At 52.3% G+C, this 22,677-nt stretch carries 17 protein-coding genes and 5 tRNA genes; 21 read left to right on the plus strand and 1 reads right to left on the minus strand.

The window, feature by feature from the left end; all coding sequences use genetic code 11:
• Window positions 1–69: 69 nt before the first annotated feature.
• Both OLX77_RS07070 and OLX77_RS07075 read left to right on the plus strand, forming a co-directional pair.
• Complete coding sequence (locus tag OLX77_RS07070) at window positions 70–1,797, plus strand: radical SAM protein (protein ID WP_307632897.1); 1,728 nt, start codon at window positions 70–72, stop codon at window positions 1,795–1,797.
• A complete protein-coding gene (locus OLX77_RS07075) occupies window positions 1,790–3,238 on the plus strand; it encodes a two-component system sensor histidine kinase NtrB (protein ID WP_307632898.1) in 1,449 nt (482 codons plus the stop codon). Before OLX77_RS07070 ends, OLX77_RS07075 begins: the two co-directional genes overlap by 8 nt.
• Here OLX77_RS07075 and OLX77_RS07080 read toward each other — a convergent pair whose 3' ends face one another.
• On the minus strand, window positions 3,239–4,207 hold the full coding sequence (locus OLX77_RS07080) for a YkgJ family cysteine cluster protein (protein WP_307632899.1): 969 nt from the start codon (window positions 4,205–4,207) through the stop codon (window positions 3,239–3,241).
• Between the two features lie 720 nt (window positions 4,208–4,927).
• On the opposite strand from OLX77_RS07080, the gene aprB reads away from it, so the two are divergent.
• The 19 genes from aprB (at window position 4,928) to rpoB (ending at window position 22,630) form a co-directional block, all read left to right on the plus strand.
• Window positions 4,928–5,356, plus strand: a complete 429-nt coding sequence (aprB, locus tag OLX77_RS07085) for an adenylyl-sulfate reductase subunit beta (RefSeq protein ID WP_307632900.1) — start codon at window positions 4,928–4,930, stop codon at window positions 5,354–5,356.
• A 49-nt stretch (window positions 5,357–5,405) separates the two neighbouring features.
• Complete coding sequence (gene aprA / locus OLX77_RS07090) at window positions 5,406–7,421, plus strand: adenylyl-sulfate reductase subunit alpha (RefSeq protein WP_307632901.1); 2,016 nt, start codon at window positions 5,406–5,408, stop codon at window positions 7,419–7,421.
• Window positions 7,422–7,616: 195 nt separating this feature from the next.
• Entirely contained in the window at window positions 7,617–8,879 is a 1,263-nt protein-coding gene (locus OLX77_RS07095) for an FAD-dependent oxidoreductase (RefSeq protein ID WP_307632902.1), read from the plus strand.
• A gap of 5 nt (window positions 8,880–8,884) precedes the next feature.
• Window positions 8,885–11,143 (plus strand): hydrogenase iron-sulfur subunit, encoded by a 2,259-nt coding sequence (locus OLX77_RS07100; protein WP_307632903.1) that lies wholly within the window; start codon window positions 8,885–8,887, stop codon window positions 11,141–11,143.
• 152 nt (window positions 11,144–11,295) lie between these two features.
• On the plus strand, window positions 11,296–12,498 hold the full coding sequence (gene qmoC / locus OLX77_RS07105) for a quinone-interacting membrane-bound oxidoreductase complex subunit QmoC (protein WP_307634064.1): 1,203 nt from the start codon (window positions 11,296–11,298) through the stop codon (window positions 12,496–12,498).
• Window positions 12,499–12,638: 140 nt separating this feature from the next.
• Window positions 12,639–12,714 (plus strand) — tRNA-Thr (locus tag OLX77_RS07110).
• A 74-nt stretch (window positions 12,715–12,788) separates the two neighbouring features.
• Window positions 12,789–12,873, plus strand: a tRNA-Tyr gene (locus tag OLX77_RS07115).
• Between the two features lie 84 nt (window positions 12,874–12,957).
• Window positions 12,958–13,033 (plus strand) — tRNA-Gly (locus OLX77_RS07120).
• Between the two features lie 75 nt (window positions 13,034–13,108).
• Window positions 13,109–13,184 (plus strand) — tRNA-Thr (locus OLX77_RS07125).
• Window positions 13,185–13,265: 81 nt separating this feature from the next.
• On the plus strand, window positions 13,266–14,456 hold the full coding sequence (tuf, locus tag OLX77_RS07130) for an elongation factor Tu (RefSeq protein ID WP_307632904.1): 1,191 nt from the start codon (window positions 13,266–13,268) through the stop codon (window positions 14,454–14,456).
• Window positions 14,457–14,493: 37 nt separating this feature from the next.
• Window positions 14,494–14,643 (plus strand): 50S ribosomal protein L33, encoded by a 150-nt coding sequence (gene rpmG / locus OLX77_RS07135; RefSeq protein WP_307632905.1) that lies wholly within the window; start codon window positions 14,494–14,496, stop codon window positions 14,641–14,643.
• A gap of 5 nt (window positions 14,644–14,648) precedes the next feature.
• A tRNA-Trp gene (locus OLX77_RS07140) sits at window positions 14,649–14,724 on the plus strand.
• Between the two features lie 143 nt (window positions 14,725–14,867).
• Window positions 14,868–15,128 (plus strand): preprotein translocase subunit SecE, encoded by a 261-nt coding sequence (gene secE, locus OLX77_RS07145; RefSeq protein ID WP_307632906.1) that lies wholly within the window; start codon window positions 14,868–14,870, stop codon window positions 15,126–15,128.
• Window positions 15,129–15,161: 33 nt separating this feature from the next.
• Window positions 15,162–15,692, plus strand: coding sequence for a transcription termination/antitermination protein NusG (gene nusG, locus OLX77_RS07150; protein WP_307632907.1), 531 nt, complete (start codon window positions 15,162–15,164; stop codon window positions 15,690–15,692).
• Window positions 15,693–15,833: 141 nt separating this feature from the next.
• On the plus strand, window positions 15,834–16,259 hold the full coding sequence (gene rplK / locus OLX77_RS07155; protein WP_307632908.1) for a 50S ribosomal protein L11: 426 nt from the start codon (window positions 15,834–15,836) through the stop codon (window positions 16,257–16,259).
• Window positions 16,260–16,344: 85 nt separating this feature from the next.
• The gene (rplA, locus tag OLX77_RS07160; RefSeq protein WP_307632909.1) at window positions 16,345–17,055 is read left to right on the plus strand and encodes a 50S ribosomal protein L1; all 711 of its coding nucleotides are present in this window, start codon (window positions 16,345–16,347) and stop codon (window positions 17,053–17,055) included.
• Between the two features lie 279 nt (window positions 17,056–17,334).
• Window positions 17,335–17,862 (plus strand): 50S ribosomal protein L10, encoded by a 528-nt coding sequence (rplJ, locus tag OLX77_RS07165; RefSeq protein WP_307632910.1) that lies wholly within the window; start codon window positions 17,335–17,337, stop codon window positions 17,860–17,862.
• Window positions 17,863–17,890: 28 nt separating this feature from the next.
• Entirely contained in the window at window positions 17,891–18,271 is a 381-nt protein-coding gene (rplL, locus tag OLX77_RS07170; protein WP_307632911.1) for a 50S ribosomal protein L7/L12, read from the plus strand.
• A 258-nt stretch (window positions 18,272–18,529) separates the two neighbouring features.
• Complete coding sequence (gene rpoB, locus OLX77_RS07175) at window positions 18,530–22,630, plus strand: DNA-directed RNA polymerase subunit beta (RefSeq protein ID WP_307632912.1); 4,101 nt, start codon at window positions 18,530–18,532, stop codon at window positions 22,628–22,630.
• Window positions 22,631–22,677 lie beyond the last annotated feature (47 nt).

Raw genomic sequence — 22,677 nt, forward strand, 5'->3', positions numbered from 1 at the left:
GCAATGGCTGCCCGCTGTCAACCACTGCCAGGGCGGACCTTCCTCCCTGGCACGCTCGAAATGGAGCCCATGCGCCAGCGCCAACCTGTATCCGGTGATTTCCTTGCCAGCGAAAAAGGGACGCAGCGGAAGAAGTGGAAAGGGCTACTGCCGGTTGCCCTTATCTTTCCAAACAGGTATGGACTGGGCAATTCCAACCTGGGGTTCCAGCTTGTCTATGCTCTGGTAAACAGCCTCCCTGGTTTCGTTTGCGAGCGGTTTTTTTATCAAGAAGGCCAGCCCCCGGTTTCCCTGGAATCGGGACGCCCCCTCCGCGATTTCCCGATCCTTCTCTGCTCGCTGAGCTTTGAACAGGACTTCCTCAATCTCTTGGCCCTGTTTTCTACCGGCGGCATTGAGCCCTTGGCCGAAAAACGCAGCGCAAAGACGAGCCGGTTTCGCCCTGGGCAACCCCTGGTCATCGGAGGCGGTGTTGCCACCTTTATCAACCCCGAGCCCCTGGCCCCCTTTGTGGATCTTTTTGTCGTGGGGGAAGCGGAGCCGATTCTCCCGCAACTCATGGAGCATCTTGCCGAGCACCTGGCAAACGAAGAACCGGAAGGTCTGCTCCGAGGAATCGTTCGGGAGTTCAGGGGCTGTTATGTCCCGCGCTTCTATGCCATGCATTATGGGGAAGACGGGATCCTGAACAGAATCGAGGTGGATTCGGCAGCGCCGAGCCGGGTCCGCCGCCTGGTTCTTGAACATTCCGAGGTGGCCGGACATTCGAAACTTCTCTCTCCGGACGCTGAGTTTGCCAACCTTTTTCTCACCGAACTGGGCCGCGGTTGCAGCCGTGGCTGCAGGTTCTGTGCGGCCGGATTTGTTTACCGTCCACCCCGACTCTGGCAGGCGGAAAGCATCTTGGCCGCCTTGGCCGAGCGGCCGGAAGAGATACAACGGGTGGGTCTGCTCGGCATGGAGATGGCCCGGGTTGAGGATCTTGCCAAGATTGCCGATTATCTGTTGCACGAAGGGTGTGCCCTCTCTTTTTCCTCCTTGCGGGCTGACGCTATCAGCGGTGAGCTGTGTCATCTGCTGGCGCAAAGCAAATTGAAAAGCGCGGCAATCGCACCGGACGGCGGGTCGGAAAGGCTCCGGCGGGTAATCAATAAAGGAATCAGCGAGGAGGATGTTTTGTGTGCGGCAGAGGCTCTGGCCCGGGCCGGGATCAATCATCTCAAGCTTTATTTTATGATCGGTCTGCCCACGGAAACCGAGGACGATCTGGGGGAACTTTTGCTCTTAACCGACAAGGTGCGCAAGACCCTGCTCGGTGTAGGGCGGGAAACGGGACGCATGGGCAACATAACCCTCAGTGTCAACAGCTTCGTGCCCAAGGCCTGGACCCCGTTTCAGTTTCATGGTTTTGCGCCATTGACATCGCTTAAAAAGAGCATAAAATTCCTGCGCAAAGGGGTGGCTGGTATGGCGAATACCCGTCTGGTTGTTGACCAGCCCGGCAACGCTTTTTATCAGGCGGTACTGGCCCGCGGCGACCGCAAGGTCGGCCTGGCACTCTATGCCATGCTGCAGGGGCAGCAGAACTGGCGGCAGACCATGCAGGGGTGCGGCATAGAGCCGGAAGGATATGCCATGCGCCAGCGTGGCCAGGAAGAGCTTTTCCCCTGGGAAATTATTGATCATGGGATCGATCGACGGTATCTCTGGGCGGAGTATCGGAAATCCCTGGAAGAAAAGTCAACGATTGCCTGTGACACAAAGCGGTGCAGGCGCTGCGGGGTATGCCATGATTGAAAGAAAAAAAACGATGGATGATGCGGCCAGTATTGCCAATCTGAAGCCTTTTCGCTTGGTGAAGTTTTTTTCCTACAGCGGCTTGGCGGTTTTTCTCCTGTTTACCCTGGTCCTGTCCTGGATCATTTCGAACCACGCCAAAAAGGTTCTCCTGGAACGAAGCGAAGCCTATGCCTTTGTGGTGGCCGAGAACCTCAGCCACCAGGTGTTTCAGCAATTTGTCCTGCCCACGGTGGTCCGGTATGGGAAGATCGCCCTGCGCAAGCCCGAGCAGTTCGCCCGGCTTGACGCCGTGGTCCGCACTGCCACGCACGGCATGCGGATTCAGGCGGTAACCATCTTCGATTCCAAGGAAAACATCATCTCCTACAGTACGGTGGCCGCGCGCATTGGCCGCACAGGAGAGGGCGGCATTGAATACCGCAAGGCTCTGGCCGGCAATAACAATTCCGTGGTCCGCTCAACCGGAACGCTGCTGAACCTGCTGCCTGGTGCGCGGCCCATAACTTCGCAGCTGAGCACCTTTATCCCCTTTCGTCAGTATCAGGTCAACAACCAAAAACGCGACGTGATCATGGGGGTTATTGAAGTGGTTCAGGATCTCTCGGAGGATGTCGTCGCGATTACCAAATTGCAGGGCTCCATCATTCTCACCTCCATGCTGATCATGTCGGCCCTCTTTGTGGTCCTTGGTTTTATCGTGGCCAGGGCGGACCGGATTATTGAGGCCCGGGCAGAGGAGCGGCGCCGCCTTGAGCAGCAACTGCATCAGAGCCAGAGGCTTGCCACCCTCGGCAAGATGGTAGCCTCGGTTTCCCATGAGATAAAGAATCCCCTTGGCATTGTCCGCAGTACCGCTGATATTCTCGGAAAACGGCTGAAGAGCGTGGCGCCGGGCAATGAACATCTGGCCGAGATTATCGTGGAGGAAACAGGCCGGCTGGATGGCATCGTCTGTGAGTTTCTGGATTTTGCCCGTCCCCAGGAGCCGAGGATGGCAGCGACCTCGGTCAATGAGATCTTCAGTAAGATTCTCAAATTCATGGAGCCGGAACTGGAGCGGCAGAACATTGTTTTGGAAACCGCGCTTTCCCAAGATATGCCCAAGGTAAACTTGGATCAGGGCTTGATCTACAGGGCTTGTCTTAATATCCTGGTGAACAGTGTGCAGGCGATGCCGGAAGGGGGAAAGCTGAGGGTGGCAACCGAATATCAGGAAGCAACGGGGATGGCGCTGCTTGTCGTTACCGATACCGGGGAGGGAATGTCCCTGGAAAAACAGGGGCATATCTTTACTCCGTTTTATACCGATAAAAACCGGGGAACCGGACTTGGCTTGGCTATTGCCAAAAACATCGTTGACAGCCACCAGGGAACTATCTCGGTGGAGAGCAAGGAAGGGGAGGGAACAACCTTTATGATCGCCCTCCCCGCAAAGTGATCAGCTTTTCTTGTCCGTCGGTTTCTGCCCTTCGATTTGTTCCTTGAGCAGATCGCGGTCGCGGCGAAGCGCTTCGTAGGTTTCCATGGCCTGTTGTTCCGCCTCGCCCTGGTTGGTTTTCAGCTTCTCCACCCGCGCCTTGACTTTTTCTTCCTTAATCTTTAGTTCGTTGGTCCCGAAGATGGAAGAAGCCAGGTATTTGCTGGAAAATTTCATCAGGGCAATATCGTCGGTTTTGATCTTTGCAAGGATTTCCTCGTCGATGTCATAGGTCTCCAAAAAGGAGCTGTTGAAAACAAAATCCCGGAATTTGTCAAGGTCGGTGCTGGCCATGAAAAACATCTTCTGGGCTTGCTCGCTCAAGGTGGCCTGCAGGCCGAACGACTTGCGGCGCATGACGATTTCCATCCATTCCCGATTCATCTCGTCCGACTCATCAATTCCCTGATCAATGCGCCATTCACGGATGGTCTGCTCCTTTGGTTCTTCATGCCCTTTGCAGTAAGGTTCTTTAACGAGGAAGTAGAACTCCTCAGCCGCAGTCCCCTCGTTGCCTGCCGCATGAAAATAAGACATCCCCACCGGATAATAACGGCAGGTCGTTGGCCGGTAAGGATAGATGGTGCACCCTTCTTCGGTGACAAAGGGGCAGCGGCCATTCTCGTCGAGATGGATCTTTACCCCTGGCAGATCGGTCTTTTCCAGGTAGGTCGGGGTTGTGAAACGCAGAAGAAATTCTTCCGCTGTAAGGTTGAGGGGGCGCCTGATGCGGAGAATATCATACGGGGTCAAAATGATATTGATATTGCCGCAGCAATTGGTAAAGCAGGAAACTCCGGGATGGCAGCGGAATTTCAGGGTGCTGTCCGCCGTGAGTTTAGCGGGCATGATATTGCTTGGATTGTTGTCCGCAGCGAACAAAGACTTGTTGAAAGAAGGGGATTCTGGTGTCTGTTCTGACTTGCTCATGGTGACGACCTTCGAAGAATGTGTTGTTAGGATACAAAAAGCGACCGCATTATAGCTATCAGGATCGTGAAAAGCTTGGGCCCTGATGGTGCAGAAAGGAAAGCATTCAGACTGTTTCTGCGCTTTTAGCCAGTTATATCAACAATGCGTGACGATGCCAGGGGTGATTTTGGCAACACAGTAACCACGGGATGGCTCTCTGTCAAATTCATTTCTCGAAGGAGAAGATGGAAGCGGGTAAGGAGGGGGAAATGATTTTTCCCAGGGGCGCAAATCAAGGGGAGAATTTCCCCTCAGCGAGTTGAGAAGAATAGACGGGTGTTCCGTTCGCAACGAGGTTGCAAACAAAGGGATATGTAGCAAAAAAAGCAGGGTGTGCAGGTCCTGTGATGGAGAATGGAAGCAATGTTTTTTTCTTGACTTTTATCAGGTGAGAAATTATACAGACCAATGTTCTAGAAAATGAGTCGCTCTTCAGTTTTGTGTAAAAAAGAAGAAAAAATTTGCAAAATTAGCCGCTTAGATATGGGGCGGCGAGAACTTTTCTCTTCTTGAGGATATCTCGAGGTGGTCGTTCAGATGGTCAACGGGTTCATGGTCTTTCTTTAGAAGCGATTGCTTTGAGCGGTTTTGAACCTGATGGTTGTCATTTAATATGGTAAACGCGAATTTCGTAAGATCGGAGTTCGGAAAATTCAATCCAAGTGAGGAGGTTAGTGAATGCCAAGTTACGTAGATCCTTCTAAATGTGACGGCTGCAAGGGTGGTGACAAAACTGCCTGCATGTACATCTGCCCCAATGACCTGATGGTCTTGAACAAGGAGGAGATGAAGGCATACAACCAGGAGCCTGATGCATGTTGGGAATGTTACTCCTGTGTAAAGATTTGTCCGCAGGGCGCCATTGCTGTTCGTGGCTACAATGACTTCGTACCCATGGGTGGCCAGGTTCATCCGATGCGGAGTTCCGATTCCATCATGTGGACCGTTAAGTTCCGTAACGGCAACATGAAGCGCTTCAAGTTTCCCGTGCGGACCACCGCTGAGGGTGCTGCCAATGCATATCCTGCACTGAAATGCACGAACCTGGACGACGAGTTGCTCTCCACCGAGAAGCAGCTGCCCGTACCGACCATGGTTGCCAAGTAAGTTTTTGGATAATTAACTGATTTAATACAATTTCTTAAGGAGATTTACTATGGCGTTACCTAATAAGCCGCTGGGTGAATTGGCAGCCGTTGCCAATCCTGAGGTTGTCGAGCACGATGTAGACGTTCTGATCATCGGTGGTGGTATGGCTGCATGCGGTACTGCTTTCGAGATCAAGAAGTGGTGTCCTGCCGACATGAAGATCAAGCTGGTGGACAAGGCATCCATGGAGCGTTCCGGCGCTGTTGCCCAGGGCCTTTCCGCCATCAACACCTACATTGGTGACAACAAGATCGAGAACTACGTAAAAATGGTTCGTAACGATCTCATGGGTGTTGTTCGTGAAGACCTGATCTACGATCTGGGCCGTCACGTTGATGATTCCGTACATCTTTTCGAAGAGTGGGGCCTGCCCGTTTGGAAGCTCGATGCCAACGGCAACAACCTCGATGGCGCACAGCCTGCTCCGAAACTGACCGAAGGCGGCAAGCCCGTTCGTACCGGTAAGTGGCAGATCATGATCAACGGTGAGTCCTACAAGTGCATCGTTGCTGAGCCCGCCAAAACCGCTCTCGGCGACGAGAACATCATGGAGCGCGTATTCATTGTTAAGCTGATCCTTGACAAGAACAAAGCAAACCAGATCGCAGGTGCTGTTGGTTTCTCCACCCGTGAGAACAAGGTTCACGTTTTCCGTTGCAAGACCGCTCTGTGTGCATGCGGCGGCGCAGTAAACATCTTCCGTCCCCGGTCCACCGGTGAGGGTAAGGGCCGCGCTTGGTACCCCGTATGGAATGCTGGTTCCACCTACACCATGTGTGCACAGGTTGGCGCCACCCTGACCATGATGGAAAACCGTTTCACGCCTGCTCGTTTCAAAGACGGGTACGGACCGGTTGGTGCATGGTTCCTTCTCTTCAAGGCCAAAGTACAGAACGGTCTTGGTGAGTTCTACGCCAACAGCGATTCAGTGAAAGGTGAGCTTGAGAAGTTCATGCCTTACGGCGCTTCTCCGGTAACCCCGACCTGCCTGCGTAACCATCTTATGCTCAACGAGCTGAAAGCTGGCCGTGGCCCGATCTACATGGCTACCGACGTTGCTCTGAATGCCTTCATCGATGCCAGAAAGGCTACCGGCATGGACGAGAAGGAAGTGAAGAAGTTCTGGAAGCATCTCGAGTCTGAGGCTTGGGAAGACTTCTTGGATATGTCCGTTGGTCAGGCTGGTCTTTGGGCCGGTGCGAACATCGAGCCCGAGAAGGTTGGTTCCGAGATCATGCCGACCGAACCATACATGCTCGGTTCTCACTCCGGCTGTTGTGGTATCTGGACCTCCGGTCCGGACGAAGCATGGGTACCCACCGTTGACGGTCCCCGTAGCCATCAGTACAAATGGGGCTACAACCGCATGACCACCGTTGACGGTCTCTTCACCGCAGGTGACGGCGTTGGCGCTTCCGGTCACAAGTTCTCTTCCGGTTCCCATGCCGAGGGTCGTATTGTTGCCAAGCAGATGGTTAAATTCTGCCGTGACAATGCTTCCTTCAAGCCTGAGCTGCCGAAGTCCGCTCAGGAGTATGCTGATGAAGTATACGCACCGGTTCGGCGTTACCTTGAGTTTGTTGGCGCATCCACCGCTGCCGACGTTAACCCCAACTACTGCAAGCCTGCCGGTATCATGATGCGCCTGATGAAGGCCACTGATGAGTACGGCGGCGGTGTTGCCACCTACTACATGACTTCCGGCAAGCTGCTGAACATCTGCTTGGATCTTCTCCGCATGCTGCGTGAAGACGCTGAGTTGATGGCTGCTGGCGACCTGCATGAGTTGATGCGCGCTTGGGAGAACTACCATCGTATCTGGTGTGTAGAGACCCATATCCGTCACATCGAGTTCCGTCAGGAGAGCCGCTACCCCGGGTTCTACTACCGGTCTGACTTCCCGACCGTTGACGATGCCAACTGGAAGGCATTTGTTAACTCCACTTTCAATCCTGCAACCCAGGAGTGGAAGTGTGAAAAGGTTAAATGCATCAACATCGTTGAGACCGAGCCGTGGGTCTAAGTTTTACCACGCACCTGGTATAACGGTATAAGAAATCTCCAGGCACCCCAAAGGTGCCTGGAGATTTTTCTATGAGATGGTCGCATAAGTTTTTTTGGTTGAGGTGGCCAGACGGGCACCAACGTATCCTGGTCGATTGAGCCAAAAAAACTCGTTTTCACAGATAAATACTATTTTACTTAAATGGAGGAAGGCATGACAGACGAACGCAGCGCACCCGCAGGTGCTGTACTTGTCGTTGGCGGTGGCATAAGCGGGCTTACGGCCGCCTTGGAAGCCGCTGAAGTCGGAAAAGATGTTTTTCTGATCGAGAGAAATCCGTATCTGGGTGGTCGGGTTGCGCAGCTGAATCAGTACTTCCCGAAGCTTTGTCCGCCGAGTTGCGGACTGGAGATCAATTTCCAGAGGATTAAAGCCAATCGTCGGGTTCGCGTCTACACCATGACCGAGGTCAAGAGTGTTGCCGGAGGGCCGGGCAAGTATCAGGTCACTCTGGAGAGCAAGCCGCGCTTCATCAACAACAATTGCACCGCTTGCGGTGCTTGTGCTGATGCCTGCCCCGATGAGCGTGACAATGATTTCAATTTTGGCATGAACAAGAGCAAGGCGGTGTATAAGCCTCACGACATGGCTTTTCCCATGAAGTATGTGCTTGATAAAGACGCTTGTAGTGCAGCCGGGTTGCAGGCGGTCAAAGATGCCTGCAAATACGATGCGGTTGAGCTTGATATGGCAGCCAAGGAATTCACCGTTGACGTGAGCGCCATTGTTTGGGCTACTGGTTGGAATCCTTATGATCCGACCAAGCTGACCAACCTTAAGTACGATTCCAGCAACGCGATCATCACCAACATGATGATGGAGCGTTTGGCTGCGCCCAACGGCCCCACCGGCGGCAAGATTCTCCGTCCCGGCGATAACAAGGAACCCGCAAGCTTTGCCTTTGTTCAGTGCGCCGGTTCCCGTGATGAAAATCATTTGGAGTACTGTTCTTATATCTGCTGCATGGCCTCCATGAAGCACATCAACTATATCCGTGAACAGTATCCCGAAGCGAAGATCACCGTTTTCTACATCGATCTTCGGACTCCCGGCAAGTATGAGAAGTTCCGTGAGAAATTGATGTCTGATGCGAACATCACCTGGGTGAAGGGCAAGGTTGCCGATATTGTTGCCGAAGCGGACGGGTCTGTTACCCTGATCGCTGAAAATGCTGTGACCGGTGATAAGATCAAGGAAACGGTCGATCTGGCCATCCTTGCTACCGGCATGGAGCCTGCGGCCAAGGCCCAGGCCGCAGCGCTTGGACTTTCAGTTGACAGCAATGGATTTATTCTGGCCGATGCGGAAGGCGGGATGGTTTCCGCCGGTTGCGCTAAAAAAGCAGCCGACGTCGTAACCTGTGGCCAGAGTGCAACGGCAGCAGCCATGAAAGCTATTCAAGCGTCCAGGAGGTAAGGTGAATGGATAAAAAATACGGTGCATATCTCTGCACAGGTTGTGGTATAGGAGATGCCCTCGATATTGCGGCGCTGGCAAAGGCGGCAAGCGAGAACGGCATGGAGGCCAAGACCCACGAGGCGCTTTGCAGTGCGGCCGGTCGTGAGTTGATTGAAAATGACATCACCAACGACGGGGTGAACACCTTGGTTGTTTGTGCCTGTTCCCCCAGGGTCATGAAGGATGAGTTCAATTTCGGGGATGATAAGTACGTCACCCGTGCCAACCTGCGGGAAGGCGTGGCCTGGTGTGCCGAGGCAGTCACGGAGAAACACACTGCCGAGAAGGTGAAGGAATTCGCCACGGAAAAGGGACAGGATTATATCCGCATGGCATGTGTTCAGGCCAAGAAAGGTGATGTGCCCGATCCTTACAAGCTTGAAACCCTGAACCGGAAGATTCTTGTAATGGGTGGTGGTATTGCCGGCATGACTGCAGCCATCGATGCTGCCAAGGCTGGGTATGCAGTAACCATCATTGAGGCCCAGGATAAGTTGGGCGGCAAAGCGCTTGGCTGGCGGAAGCAGTTCCCCATGTCGGCTCCGTGGACCGATTTAGAAGAGCCCACGGTTCAGGCCATGGTCGATGCGGTTCAGGCCGAGGCTGGAATTACCCTGAAGACCTCTACGGAAGTGGCCCGTATTGCTGGGGCTCCCGGCGCTTACAAGGTAACCCTTAAAGCGGCTGGCACCAAAAGTGAGTGGGATGCACCGAAAAAGGTTGGTGTTGACGAGCAGGATAAAATTTCCAAAGGCGAGATGGAAGATCCGAACGCTGGCCTGAAGCCCTATATGGCAGATGATGCAGACGCCGAAGATTTTGGTGCGGTTGTGCTCGCCACGGGTTGGAATCCTGCGGATGTTTCCGAATATGCCCATCTCGGCTATGGCAAACTGAAAGGCGTGGTTACCAACGCCGAGTTTGAAAAACTTGCCAAGACCGGCAAGGTCCCGGCCAATGTTGCCTTTGTTCAGAGCCCCGGCGGCGCTGAGCATGATCAGGATTTTCCGTATTGCAACTCAGTAACCAGCATGGTTGCTTTGAAGCAGGCCCAGTATGTCCGTGAAGACAATGCTGAAGGCAAGGCCTATGTCCTCTATCAGCACATGCGGACTCCGGGCAATATGGAGATGTTTTACAAGGGTGCCCAGAATAACGACGGTATCTTCATGACCAAGGCCACAGTGACCCAGGTTGAAGAATCCGGCAATGGGCTGGCAGTTCACCTGAAAGACACCCTGCTCAACGAGGATGTTACTCTCAATGTGGATATGGTGGTTCTTGCTGCAGGTATGGTTCCGACCACCTCCGACAAGCCGACCATCAATCTTGCCTATCGTCAGGGTCCTGGTTTCCTTGACCTGGAACTCTTCGATGGCTATGCCGATTCGCACTTTATCTGCTTTCCCTATGAAACCCGGCGTACCGGGGTTTATGCCTGTGGTGGTGTGCGCAAGGCCATGAACATGGAAGAAACCATGGATGACGCTTGCGGCGCAGCGCTCAAGGCGATTCAGTCCATTGAATCCGCGGATCGCGGCGTGGCGGTACATCCCCGTTCCGGTGACGGCACCTATCCGGAATTCTTCATGCAGCGTTGCACCCAGTGTAAGCGTTGTACGGAAGAGTGTCCGTTTGGCGCCCTTGATGATGACGAGAAGGGAACACCCAAGCCCAACCCAACCCGGTGCCGCCGTTGTGGTACCTGCATGGGTGCTTGTCCCGAGCGGATCATCGGCTTCAAGAACTACAATATCGACCAAGTCGGCTCCATGGTGAAGAGCATCGAAGTCCCGGATGATGATGAGGACAAGTTGCGCATCATCGTTTTTGCTTGCGAGAACGACGCCTACCCTGCTTTGGATATGGCGGCTATGCGTAAGCTCCCGCAGAATGCCCTCATTCGGGTTATTTCTGTTCGTTGCCTTGGCTCGGTGAACATGGCCTGGATCAAGGATGCGCTTTCCGCCGGTATGGACGGTGCGCTCCTTCTCGGCTGTAAGTTCGGTGATGACTATCAGTGCCATTTTGTTAAGGGCAGTGAACTGGCCGATAAACGTATGGCCAACATTGGCGAAACCCTGGGCAGCCTCGGTCTTGAGCCGGAGCGCTGTGCGGTCCGCCAGATTGCCATTAACGAGTATAATAAAGTAGATGAAGTCATTAACGAGTTTGTTGAGGCGATCATCGAACTTGGCCCGAACCCCTTCAAGGGTTTTTAAGCCAGGTCAGTAAGAAATAAATCGTTCAGCAGGTCTTTGTGCCTGCTGAACGATTTATGTTGGGAAGGGGTGCGTTTCGGCGCATGAGTCATGGGTCAGTGTGAGCTGACAATTTGAGGGAGAAATACTGGAGGCGTGTTATGGCTGAAGGAATGAAGGTTGAACCTGATTTAGAGTTTATAAAGTATTTAAAAAATGCTGGCGGGGACACCTTGAAGAAGTGCTATCAATGTGCCACCTGTTCGGTTGTTTGTCCCCTGTCTACTGATACAAAGCCATTTCCCAGAAAGGAAATGATTTGGGCGCAGTGGGGCTTGAAGGATAAGCTGGTTGCTGATCCTGATGTCATGCTTTGCCATCAGTGCGGCGATTGTACCGCTTATTGTCCCCGTGGCGCCAAGCCCGGCGATGTTCTCGGTGCGATTCGGGCCTATGCCTATACCCATTATGGTTTTCCTTCAGGTCTTGCCAAGCTGGTGAGCAAGGGCAGTAACCTGCCGCTCATTATTGCTTTGCCCGCCTTGGTAATTCTGGCAGTATGGTGGTTGTCCGGCGGCATGGCTCTGCCTGCGGCCGATGCCATTGATTTTGGCATGTTTTTTGATTCGCGCAAGGATCATCCTACCCTGATCGGTGGTTTGACCCTGAATGTTCTGCTCATTGACGCCATTTTTGTCCCAGCTCTCGGTTTTGCGGTTTTTGCCGCGTACAAGGGGGTTTCGAACATGTGGCGGGCAATGGCCGCCAACCTGCCGGTGAAGAGCGAGTTCCGTCCTTCCGCCCTGCAGTTTGTCACCGAGTTCCTGGTGCCATCGCTCAAAGAGATCCTTGCCCACAAGCGATTTAAGGAGTGTGGGGCGAACCTGAACAGGGTCAATGGCCATCTGCCGTTGCTCTTGTCCTTTCTCGGGTTGTTTGTCGTTACCACCTATGGGATGATCCGCAAGGATATCCTTGGCATGTTTATCGAAGGTATGCATGGACCGATTCCTCTCGCCGACCCCTTCAAGTTGCTGGCCAACATCAGTGCCATTGCCTTGATTGTCGGCGTAGGCATCCTCTGGATGAACCGGGCCCACATGGAAGAGGAAAACAATACCACCCCGACCTTTTATGATTGGTTCTTGATTGTTAAGATCATGACCGTCGGTATCACCGGTCTTTCCGCGGAATTGACCCGGTTGATCGGAATCCCCGTGCTGGCGTACCTGTTCTATTTCATGCATCTGGTTTCCGTGTTAATGTTGTTCCTGTATATGCCCTATTCCAAATTCGCCCACATGGTATACCGGACGTTTGCCATGGCGTTTGAGAAATATCGCGAGAGTGCGTTTGCCAAGAATATCGAAGACTAAGCGAAAACCGTATTGACCAATCAGGCGCTCTTTCTCATGATGGAGCGCCTGATTGTTTTTTGCTTCTCTGATTGTCTGCGTCGCTTAAAAAATAAGTTGATATTTCGGAATGAAGCGATTAGTATTGCCCGTCTTATCAAGCTGGCGTAGCTCAATTGGTAGAGCAGCTGATTTGTAATCAGCAGGTTGCGGGTTCGAGTCCCATCGTCAGCTCCACCAATGCGAAGCTGGCGATGGCTTGATATAACGACTGATTAAGTGGCTGCCATCGGGCAGTCTTGTGTTTTCGTGGAGGGGTTCCCGAGTGGCTAAAGGGAACAGACTGTAAATCTGTCGGCAATGCCTTCGGAGGTTCGAATCCTCCCCCCTCCACCATTTATGCTCATGGTGGGAACACGGTAAAACATAAGTTGTTGCCGTCATATTCCTGCTTTTTCATTTGGCTTGTGGTTCGTGAAAGCGGGAATAGCTCAATTGGTAGAGCATCAGCCTTCCAAGCTGAGGGTCGCGGGTTCGAGCCCCGTTTCCCGCTCCAGTGATGGCACAAAATACCTGGCTCAGCAATAGGGTGAGCAAACTGGCTTCTTTTTTTTGTTTGGACTGTTTGGTTGCCCACGTGGCTCAGTAGGTAGAGCACTTCCTTGGTAAGGAAGAGGTCACCGGTTCGAATCCGGTCGTGGGCTCCATTTTTTTAGTGATTTTCAAACATTATTAGGTTGGAAGTAAAGCGCAACCGTTGAGAAATCCGGGCTGAGGAGGAGAAGGACATGGCAAAAGAGAAATTTGAACGCAAGAAACCGCATGTAAATATTGGCACGATCGGCCACATCGATCATGGTAAGACCACTTTGACCGCGGCCATCACCCGAGTTCTGTCACTTAAGGGTTTCGCCAAGGCGACCGCTTTTGATCAGATCGATAAGGCTCCGGAAGAGAAAGAGCGTGGTATTACTATTGCGACCGCCCATGTAGAATACGAGTCCAACCTGCGTCATTATGCCCATGTGGACTGCCCCGGTCATGCTGACTACATTAAGAACATGATCACCGGTGCGGCGCAGATGGACGGCGCTATCCTGGTTGTTGCTGCAACGGACGGCCCCATGCCCCAGACCCGTGAGCACATCCTGCTTGCTCGTCAGGTTGGTGTTCCCTCCATGGTCGTCTTCATGAACAAGTGCGACATGGTTGACGATCCCGAACTCATCGAGTTGGTTGACATGGAGCTGCGTGAGCTTCTTACCAAGTACGGTTTTCCCGGCGACGACACCCCGATCATCCAGGGCAGCGCCTTGAAGGCCCTTGAGAATCCGGAAGACGAGGCTGCATCCAAGTGCATCTGGGACCTGATGGACGCATGCGACAGCTTTATTCCCGAGCCTGCCCGCGCCCTTGATAAGCCCTTTCTGATGCCGGTGGAAGATGTTTTCTCCATCTCCGGTCGTGGTACCGTTGCCACCGGTCGTATCGAGCGCGGTAAGGTAAAGGTCGGGGAAGAGATCGAGGTTGTTGGTATCCGCGATACGGCCAAGACCACGGTTACCGGGGTCGAGATGTTCCGTAAGCTTCTCGATGAGGGTATGGCCGGCGATAACGTTGGCGTCCTGCTGCGCGGCTTGAAGCGTGAGGATATCGAGCGCGGCCAGGTCCTGGCCAAACCGGGTTCCATTACTCCGCATACGAAATTCATGGCTGAAGCCTATATCCTTTCCAAGGATGAAGGTGGTCGTCATACCCCGTTTTTTAATGGATATCGTCCTCAGTTTTACTTCCGGACCACGGACGTGACCGGAGTTGTCAAGCTGCAAGAGGGCGTTGAGATGGTAATGCCTGGTGACAACGTGACCATTGAAGGCACCTTGATTACCCCGATCGCCATGGAAGATGGGTTGCGCTTCGCGATTCGTGAAGGCGGCCGTACCGTGGGCGCCGGTGTTATCAATAAAATTATCGAATAGTCGCCAGCACGGTTTTGACTGGAATAGAGGAAATTAGATGCGAGATATTATTACATTGGGTTGTCAGACCTGCAAAAGACGTAACTACACCACGACCAAGAACAAGCGGTCTACTCCGAGCAAGCTTGAGTTCAAAAAGTTTTGCCCTTTTTGCAGATCGCATACCCTGCACAAGGAAACGAAATAGTTTTTAGGCCAGTAGCTCTAATGGTAGAGCATCGGACTCCAAATCCGAGGGCTGGGGGTTCGAGTCCCTCCTGGCCTGCCAGAGACGAGAGATTGTGATTGCTTCGCCCTTTTCTGGTATGAGGGGGCGAAGTAGTTATTTGGATAGTCGGTGCTTTTCATTGTGCCCGAACTCCACCCTTCATGTGTAAGAACGATCAGCCTGTGCAGGAAGAGACGATCATTATGGCAAGCAAGGAAGACCGATTGGCTAAAAGTAAAAAAGTCGCGGGCAATGATCCTGAGCAGGGATCTGCATTCAGGCCGGGTCGGATTAAAGAATTTGCCAATGAAGTGAAAAATGAATTCGGCAAGATCGTTTGGCCGGCCAAAAAACAGACTGTTGGCACTACGGCGGTAGTTGTAGTTCTGGTGATGATCATCTCCTTTTATTTGGGAGCTGTTGATCTGCTGCTGGGGAAAATAATCGGTTATGTTTTGCGGTAGGAAGCCAGCGTAAGCCGGGAGAGAGACAGCATTATGGCACGTCACTGGTATATTGTTCATACATACTCCGGCTTTGAAGAGCAGGTGAAAACCAGCATGCTTGAGCGCATTAAAACTGCTGGTCAGGAAGAGCTGTTTGGGGAAATTCTTGTTCCTACCGAACAAGTTGTTGAAATGGTGAAGGGCGCACGGAAAACCTCGTCCCGTAAGTTTTTTCCAGGCTATATTCTGGTAAACGTCGATCTGAATGATGAAACCTGGCATACAGTTCGGGGCACCCTGAAGGTAACAGGTTTCGTCGGTAACGATATGAGCCCGGAGCCTCTTTCCGATGAAGAGGCCATGAAGATTATTGGCCGGATCAAGGATGGCGCTCTCAAGCCAAAGCCTAAAGTTTCTTTTGAATTTGGCGATGTTGTCCGGGTTATCGATGGGCCATTCACCAATTTTCAAGGTGTTGTGGATGAGGTTTTTCCGGAAAAGGGTCGGGTCCGGGTGTTGGTTTCCATCTTTGGTCGCGAAACCCCGGTAGAGCTGGAATATATTCAGGTGAGTAAAGGCTAGTCGTACTATTTTGCAAGTGCGACATGAATTGCGTAGCACATAGAGGTAGTTGTTCCGCTAAATTTATGATGTCGGTTTACTGGGGTCTTGCGGCAGGGTAACGAGCAGGGAATCGGTTTTCGACATGTGGGAGTCCCAGCAATGGCTAAGAAGATTGAAGGATACATAAAGTTACAGATTCCAGCCGGCAAAGCGAATCCGTCCCCCCCTGTTGGACCGGCCCTTGGCCAGCGCGGCGTCAATATTATGGAGTTTTGCAAGGCGTTTAATGCAAAAACCCAGTCGGAAGGCGATACGGTTATCCCTGTAGTGATTACTGTGTATGCTGATCGGTCGTTTACTTTTGTTACCAAGACCCCTCCTGCCTCAACTCTGCTTTTTAAAGCATGCAGTCTTGGTAAAGGATCCAGCAATCCCAAGCGTGATCGTGTGGCGAAGATTACCCGCGATAAGATTAAAGAAATTGCCGAGAGAAAACTTCCCGATCTGAACGCCTACGATATTGACGCCGCAATGCGGATTATCGAAGGAACTGCGAGAAGTTGCGGGATTACAATCGTCGATTGATCTACGGTTGACGATGTTTAATAGATTTTTAATTGGTTAACCGTAGCACTTCTGATGTGGAAGGCTTGAAAGTTTGGAGATCGCCATGGCAAAGAAAGGCAAGCAATATAAAAACAGTGCTGCACAGCTTGATCCGGTGAAGGCTTATAATCTGGAAGAAGCTGTTACTCTCGCGTTACAGAGTAAGTTCGCAAAGTTTGATGAGTCGGTTGATTTGGCTCTCAATCTTGGCGTTGACCCTCGCCATGCCGAGCAGATGGTGCGGAGCAGCGTAGTTCTCCCTAATGGTACTGGCAAAACCGAGCGTGTCCTTGTTTTTGCCAAGGGTGAAAAGGTCCAGGAAGCTCTTGATGCCGGCGCTGATTATGCTGGCGGGGATGAGCTTCTCGAGAAGATCCAAGGCGGCTGGCTTGAATTTGATAAGACCATTGCCACCCCTGATATGATGGGAACCGTGGGCAAGATCGGCAAGATCCTCGGACCCCGCAATTTGATGCCCAATGCCAAGCTTGGCACGGTCACTTTCGATGTCGGCCGGGTCGTCAAGGAAATCAAGTCCGGCAAGGTTGATTTCAAGGTTGATAAGGCCGGGGTTCTCCACTGTATGGTTGGGAAGTCCTCCTTTGGTACCGAAAAATTGCAGGAAAATATTTTGGCCTTTGTTGACAAGGTTATTCAGCTCAAGCCCTCTTCCAGTAAGGGCGTTTATTTGAAGGCGATTTTCTTGTCCACCACCATGGGGCCTGGTTTGAGGCTTGATCCCATGGAGTTGCGGGTTCTTTGCAAGCACGCCTGATGCATGTTGTCCCCGCTGGTTGCAACCAGCGTTTTTTATATATTTTGTTTTAAGCAGTTAAGTCGTCAAAGACCGTGGGTACCTAAAGGTTTAATCGGCGTTTTGGTTCTCTGAGAGACTCAAAGCGCGGGCCTGCCGAGGCGGAATGTCATTGCTTTTCGCAGTGTCGTCACATGGGTTGTTTTCATTTTCTGGAAAGAGCCTATTCGTCTGTACCGGTCGACCTCGACTGCTTCTCGCTAACCCTAATATGTTGTTAGTTTAAAGGAGGTAGAGGAATTGAATCGAGACGATAAGGTTGCGGTAGTCGAGGAACTCAGCAGCAGATTGGCCCATGCCAAGTTTGCGGTTGTTTCCGATTATCGTGGTCTGACCGTGCCTGTCATCTCACAACTCCGCCGTGACCTCAAGCAGAGCAACGCCGAAATCCGTGTCGCAAAAAACACCTTGCTGCGCCGGGCTATCAAAGGTACGCCTTTTGAGCCCATGGATCAGTTCCTGGAAGGAACAACGGCTGTTACTTTTGCGGATGGGGATCCGGTGGCACCGGCTAAAGTTTTGGTTGAGTTTATTAAGACGAACCCAAAGCTTGAGATCAAGGTGGCTGTTTTAGATGGCAAATTGCTTACGGCAGACGATCTCAAGGCATTGTCCACATTGCCTGGCAAGGACGAACTCCGCGCGCAACTGCTTGCAGTCATGCTCGCTGTTCCCACCAGTTTTGTACGGGTGCTCAGCGCTGTACCACAAAAGGCGTTGTATGCATTGCAGGCAATAAAAGACCAGAAAGGTCAGGGCGACAACTAAACAAGAATAGTATTTGGAGGATATAGCAATGGCAGTATCAAAGGAAGATGTAATTGATTTTATCTCTAACATGACCGTTCTCGAGCTTTCCGAGCTCATCAAGGAACTTGAAGATAAGTTTGGCGTTTCCGCTGCCGCTCCGGTAGCAATGATGGCTGGCCCCGCTGCCGGCGGTGAAGTTGCGGCTGCCGAAGAGAAAACCGAGTTTGACGTAATCCTCGTCACCGCTGGCGACAAAAAGATCGGCGTCATCAAAGAGGTTCGCGCCATCACCTCTCTTGGTCTCAAGGAAGCCAAGGATTTGGTCGAAGGCGCACCCAGCCCGATCAAGGAAGGCGTATCCAAAGATGAAGCTGCCGATATCAAAGCCAAGATTGAGGCTGCCGGTGGAACTGTAGAGATCAAGTAGTGTAAACTTCGTATGGCTTTCTTGCTGAGCTGCTCAGGTTTCAGCAAGAAAAAATAGCATATTCTGGGGCTGACCAAAAGCCCCAGGGATCAACAAGAGATGCAGCGACGCTACGGGGGAAACCCCGTAGCGTTCTTGCGTTCTTATCAAAGGGAGAGATTTGGCCACCATGAATTATGGCACAAAGCACCTCCTGACGCTCCACACCGGGGAGCCCGTTCCCTTCCGCTACCGCTAAACAGATGAGGGTATTGCTGCATGCAAACTATCAAACGAGTTCGGAAAAGTTTCGCTAAAACCAAGAGTATTGTTGAGATCCCACATCTCATCGAGATGCAGCGCCTGTCTTACGAAAAGTTTCTGCAAATGGCTACAGAGCCAGATCAGCGCTCGGACAGCGGTTTGCAGGGGATATTTAAGAGTGTATTCCCCATACAGGATTTCAATGGCACCTGTTCTCTTGAGTTTGTGCGCTATAACTTTGGAGATCCGAAATATTCCGTGGATGAATGTATTCAGCGGGGTATGACCTACGAGGTTCCCGTTAAGATTACAGTGCGCCTTGTTTCCTATGATACCGATGCCGAAACCGGTGTGCAGAATATCCGTGATATTAAAGAGCAGGCGGTTTACCTGGGCAGCATGCCCTTGATGACCAAAACCGGGGTCTATGTTGTCAACGGGACCGAAAGGGTTATCGTCAGTCAGTTACAGCGTTCGCCCGGCCTTTTTTACAGCCATGACGGCGGAAAAACCCATTCCGGCGGCAAGCTTCTTTATTCGGCCAGAATTATCCCGGTGCGCGGCTCGTGGATTGATCTTGAGTTTGACGCCAAGGATATTCTCTACGTCCGTATCGACCGCCGTCGTAAGTTTCCGGTGAGCACGCTGCTTAAGGCCCTTGGCTACAGTGGTGATGAGCTCTTGCGTTACTATTACGATACGGAAAAAATCTCCGTGAGCCGGAAAAAATTCAAGAAAGAATTCTCCCCCGATCTGATGGTTGGGCAGAAAGTAACCCATGATATCGTTGATCCGAAAACCGGGGAAATTATTGCCAAAGACGGCCGCAAGATCGGTAAAGCACTGGCCAAGAAGATTTTCGAAGCTGGGGTCACCCATTTTGATATAGAGGCGGAGAGTCTGGTTGGCAAGTTTCTTGCCCGGGATATCGTTGATCCCAAGAGTGGCGAGATCATTTTCCCCTGCAATACCGAGTTGACCGAGACGATGCTTGAGGAGATTGTTGCGGCCAAGATTTCGGAATTTGAACTCCTCTTCATCGACGGGATCAAGGTTTCCGACTCTTTCCGTAAAACCCTGGCTCTGGACAAGGTGAGTACCCCGGAAGAGGCGTTGCTTGAAATATACCGCAGACTGCGGCCCAGCAGCCCCCCAACCCACGAAATCGCCTCAGCATTTTTCGAGAATTTGTTTTTCAGCGCCGACACCTATGACCTTTCCGAGGTTGGCCGTTTTAAGATCAATGCCCGGTTGGGGGTGAACACCGATATCGAGCACCGCACCCTGACCAAGGACGACATCATGTTGGCGGTAAGGTATCTGGTGCGTCTCAAAGACAGCCAGGGCCCCATTGACGACATTGATCACCTTGGCAATCGTCGCGTTCGTACGGTTGGCGAGCTGGTGGAAAACCAGTATCGCATGGGCCTTGTCCGGATGGAACGCGCAATTCGCGAGCGGATGAGTATTCAGGAGGTTGAGGCCTTGATGCCCCATGACCTGATCAATCCCAAGCCGATTACCGCCGCGATCAAGGAATTCTTTGGCACCAGCCAGCTTTCCCAGTTCATGGATCAGACCAACCCCTTGTCCGAGGTAACCCATAAGCGTCGGTTGAGCGCGCTTGGACCGGGTGGTCTTTCCCGCGAGCGTGCGGGCTTTGAGGTCCGCGATGTCCATCCGACCCATTATGGCCGGATTTGCCCCGTAGAAACCCCCGAGGGTCCGAACATCGGCCTTATTGTTTCACTTGCCACCTATGCCCGGGTCAATGAATTCGGTTTTATTGAAACGCCATACCGGAATGTCAAGGGGCGTAAGGCAACGAAGGAAATTGCCTACATGACAGCTCTGGATGAACAGGAGCATGTCATTGCCCAGGCAAAAACCGAGCTGGACGGAAAAGGCAAGATTATTCCGGATACGCTTATTGCTCGGCAGGATGGCGAGGTTCTTTCCACCGAGGCTGATGCCGTAACCCAGATGGATGTTTCTCCGAACCAGTTGGTGAGTGTTGCCGCCTCTCTTATCCCCTTTTTGGAGAACGATGATGCCAACCGAGCCTTGATGGGATCCAACATGCAGCGCCAGGGCGTTCCTCTTTTGCGCCCTAAGGCTCCTTTGGTCGGGACCGGCCTTGAATTAACGGTAGCCAAGGATTCCGGTGTTTGCTTGCTGGCCGGTGGTGATGGGGTTGTGGAAGAGGTCGATGCCAACCGGGTCGTTGTTCGCTACGATGAGCCAGGAACCGACGGCTTTACCACCGGCATCGGGATCTATCGTCTTGAGAAATACAAGAAATCAAACCAGAATACCTGTTTTACCCAGCGACCTCTGGTAAATCCCGGACTCCGAGTGAAAAAGGGAGACATCCTCGCCGACGGACCGGCCTGTGATCAGGGCGAATTGGCGTTGGGCAAGAACGTGACCATCGCGTTCATGCCGTGGCGGGGCTACAACTTTGAGGACTCCATCCTGATCAGCGAGAAGATGCTGAAAAAGGATACCTATACCTCGCTCCATATCGAGGTGTTCGAGACCGTTGCCCGTGATACTAAATTGGGCAAGGAAGAAATCACCCGCGATATCCCCAATGTCAGTGAGGAAGCGTTGCGCAATCTCGACGAGTCCGGGGTTATCCGGATCGGGGCAGAGATCAAGTCCGGAGATATCCTGGTGGGCAAGGTAACCCCCAAGGGGGAAACCCAGCTTTCTCCGGAAGAAAAATTGTTGCGCGCCATCTTCGGCGAAAAGGCCGGGGATGTAAAAGACACCTCCCTCCGCGTACCTCCTGGGGCCGAAGGGGTGGTCATCGACGCCAAGGTATTTTCCCGCAAAGGCGTAGAGAAAGACGAACGCACCCTGGCCATTGATGAGTTTGAGATCAAGACCCTTGAGCGGGATATGGAAGACGAGGTCAACTGTCTGAAAAAGGGTGTCCGCAACAGTCTGGCCGATCTTCTCGAAGGCAAGACCGCGACTGCGGCGATCAAGGATAAAAAAGGCGAGGCTCTGCTTGCCAAGGGCAAGAAGATCTCCCGCGAAGTGATTGAGCAGTTGTCTCTCTCTACCATTAAGCTGATCAGCTATGCGGAAAAAGACAAGTTCGAAGGCGAAGTGACGCTTCTATTCGAGCGGTATGAAAGCCAGGTCAAGCTCGTGAGAGACCGGTATGAGGCCAGGATTTCCAGACTTAAGAAGGGGGATGATCTGCCCCCCGGCGTTATTCGGATGGTTAAGGTCTATGTCGCCACCAAGCGCAAGTTGTCCGTGGGCGATAAGATGGCCGGCCGCCATGGTAACAAGGGTGTTGTTTCCCGGATCATGCCCGAAGAGGATATGCCTTATTTTGCCGATGGTACCACGGTGGATATTGTTTTGAATCCCCTGGGTGTTCCGTCTCGTATGAACGTGGGGCAGTTGTTGGAGGTGCATCTTGGTCTGGCAGCCAAAAGACTTGGCCAGCAGATTCAAAATCTTGCCGATCTGCAACAGGTTGCCGCAGTGAAGGAAAAATTGAAGAAGGTGTATGCTGCAGAGGAATACACGAAGCTGACCGAAGGGTTGTCGGATGATGATCTGTTAGTCCTTGCCCGGCGCATGGGATCGGGTGTGCATATGGCTACCCCGGTATTTGACGGGGCCCATGAAAGTGAGATCCGGAGTCTCCTGGTTGAGGCCGGAATGGACGAGGTCGGCCAGGCTACCTTGTATGACGGGTTGACCGGGGAAAAATTTGACAACCCGGTCACCGTTGGCACCATGTATATTCTGAAACTCCATCATTTGGTTGATGATAAAATCCATGCCCGTTCCACAGGGCCCTATTCGCTGGTTACCCAGCAGCCCCTCGGCGGCAAAGCGCAGTTCGGTGGACAGCGTCTTGGCGAAATGGAGGTCTGGGCCTTGGAAGCGTATGGCGCAGCATATACTTTGCAGGAATTTTTAACAGTCAAGTCTGACGATGTGGGCGGTAGAACAAGGACATACGAGCGAATCGTTAAGGGCAATAACTTTCTTGAGGCAGGCTTGCCGGAATCTTTCCATGTCTTGGTGAAAGAACTCCAGGGGTTGTGTCTTGATATGGAACTGCTTGACGAGAAACCGGAAGTTTAGGTCCAGAGGATCTTGCCGTTCGAAGAGATTTGATTATTCAACATAGA

Origin of the sequence: Thiovibrio frasassiensis, from assembly GCF_029607905.1 — a bacterium.
GTDB classification, from domain to species: domain Bacteria; phylum Desulfobacterota; class Desulfobulbia; order Desulfobulbales; family Desulfurivibrionaceae; genus Thiovibrio; species Thiovibrio frasassiensis.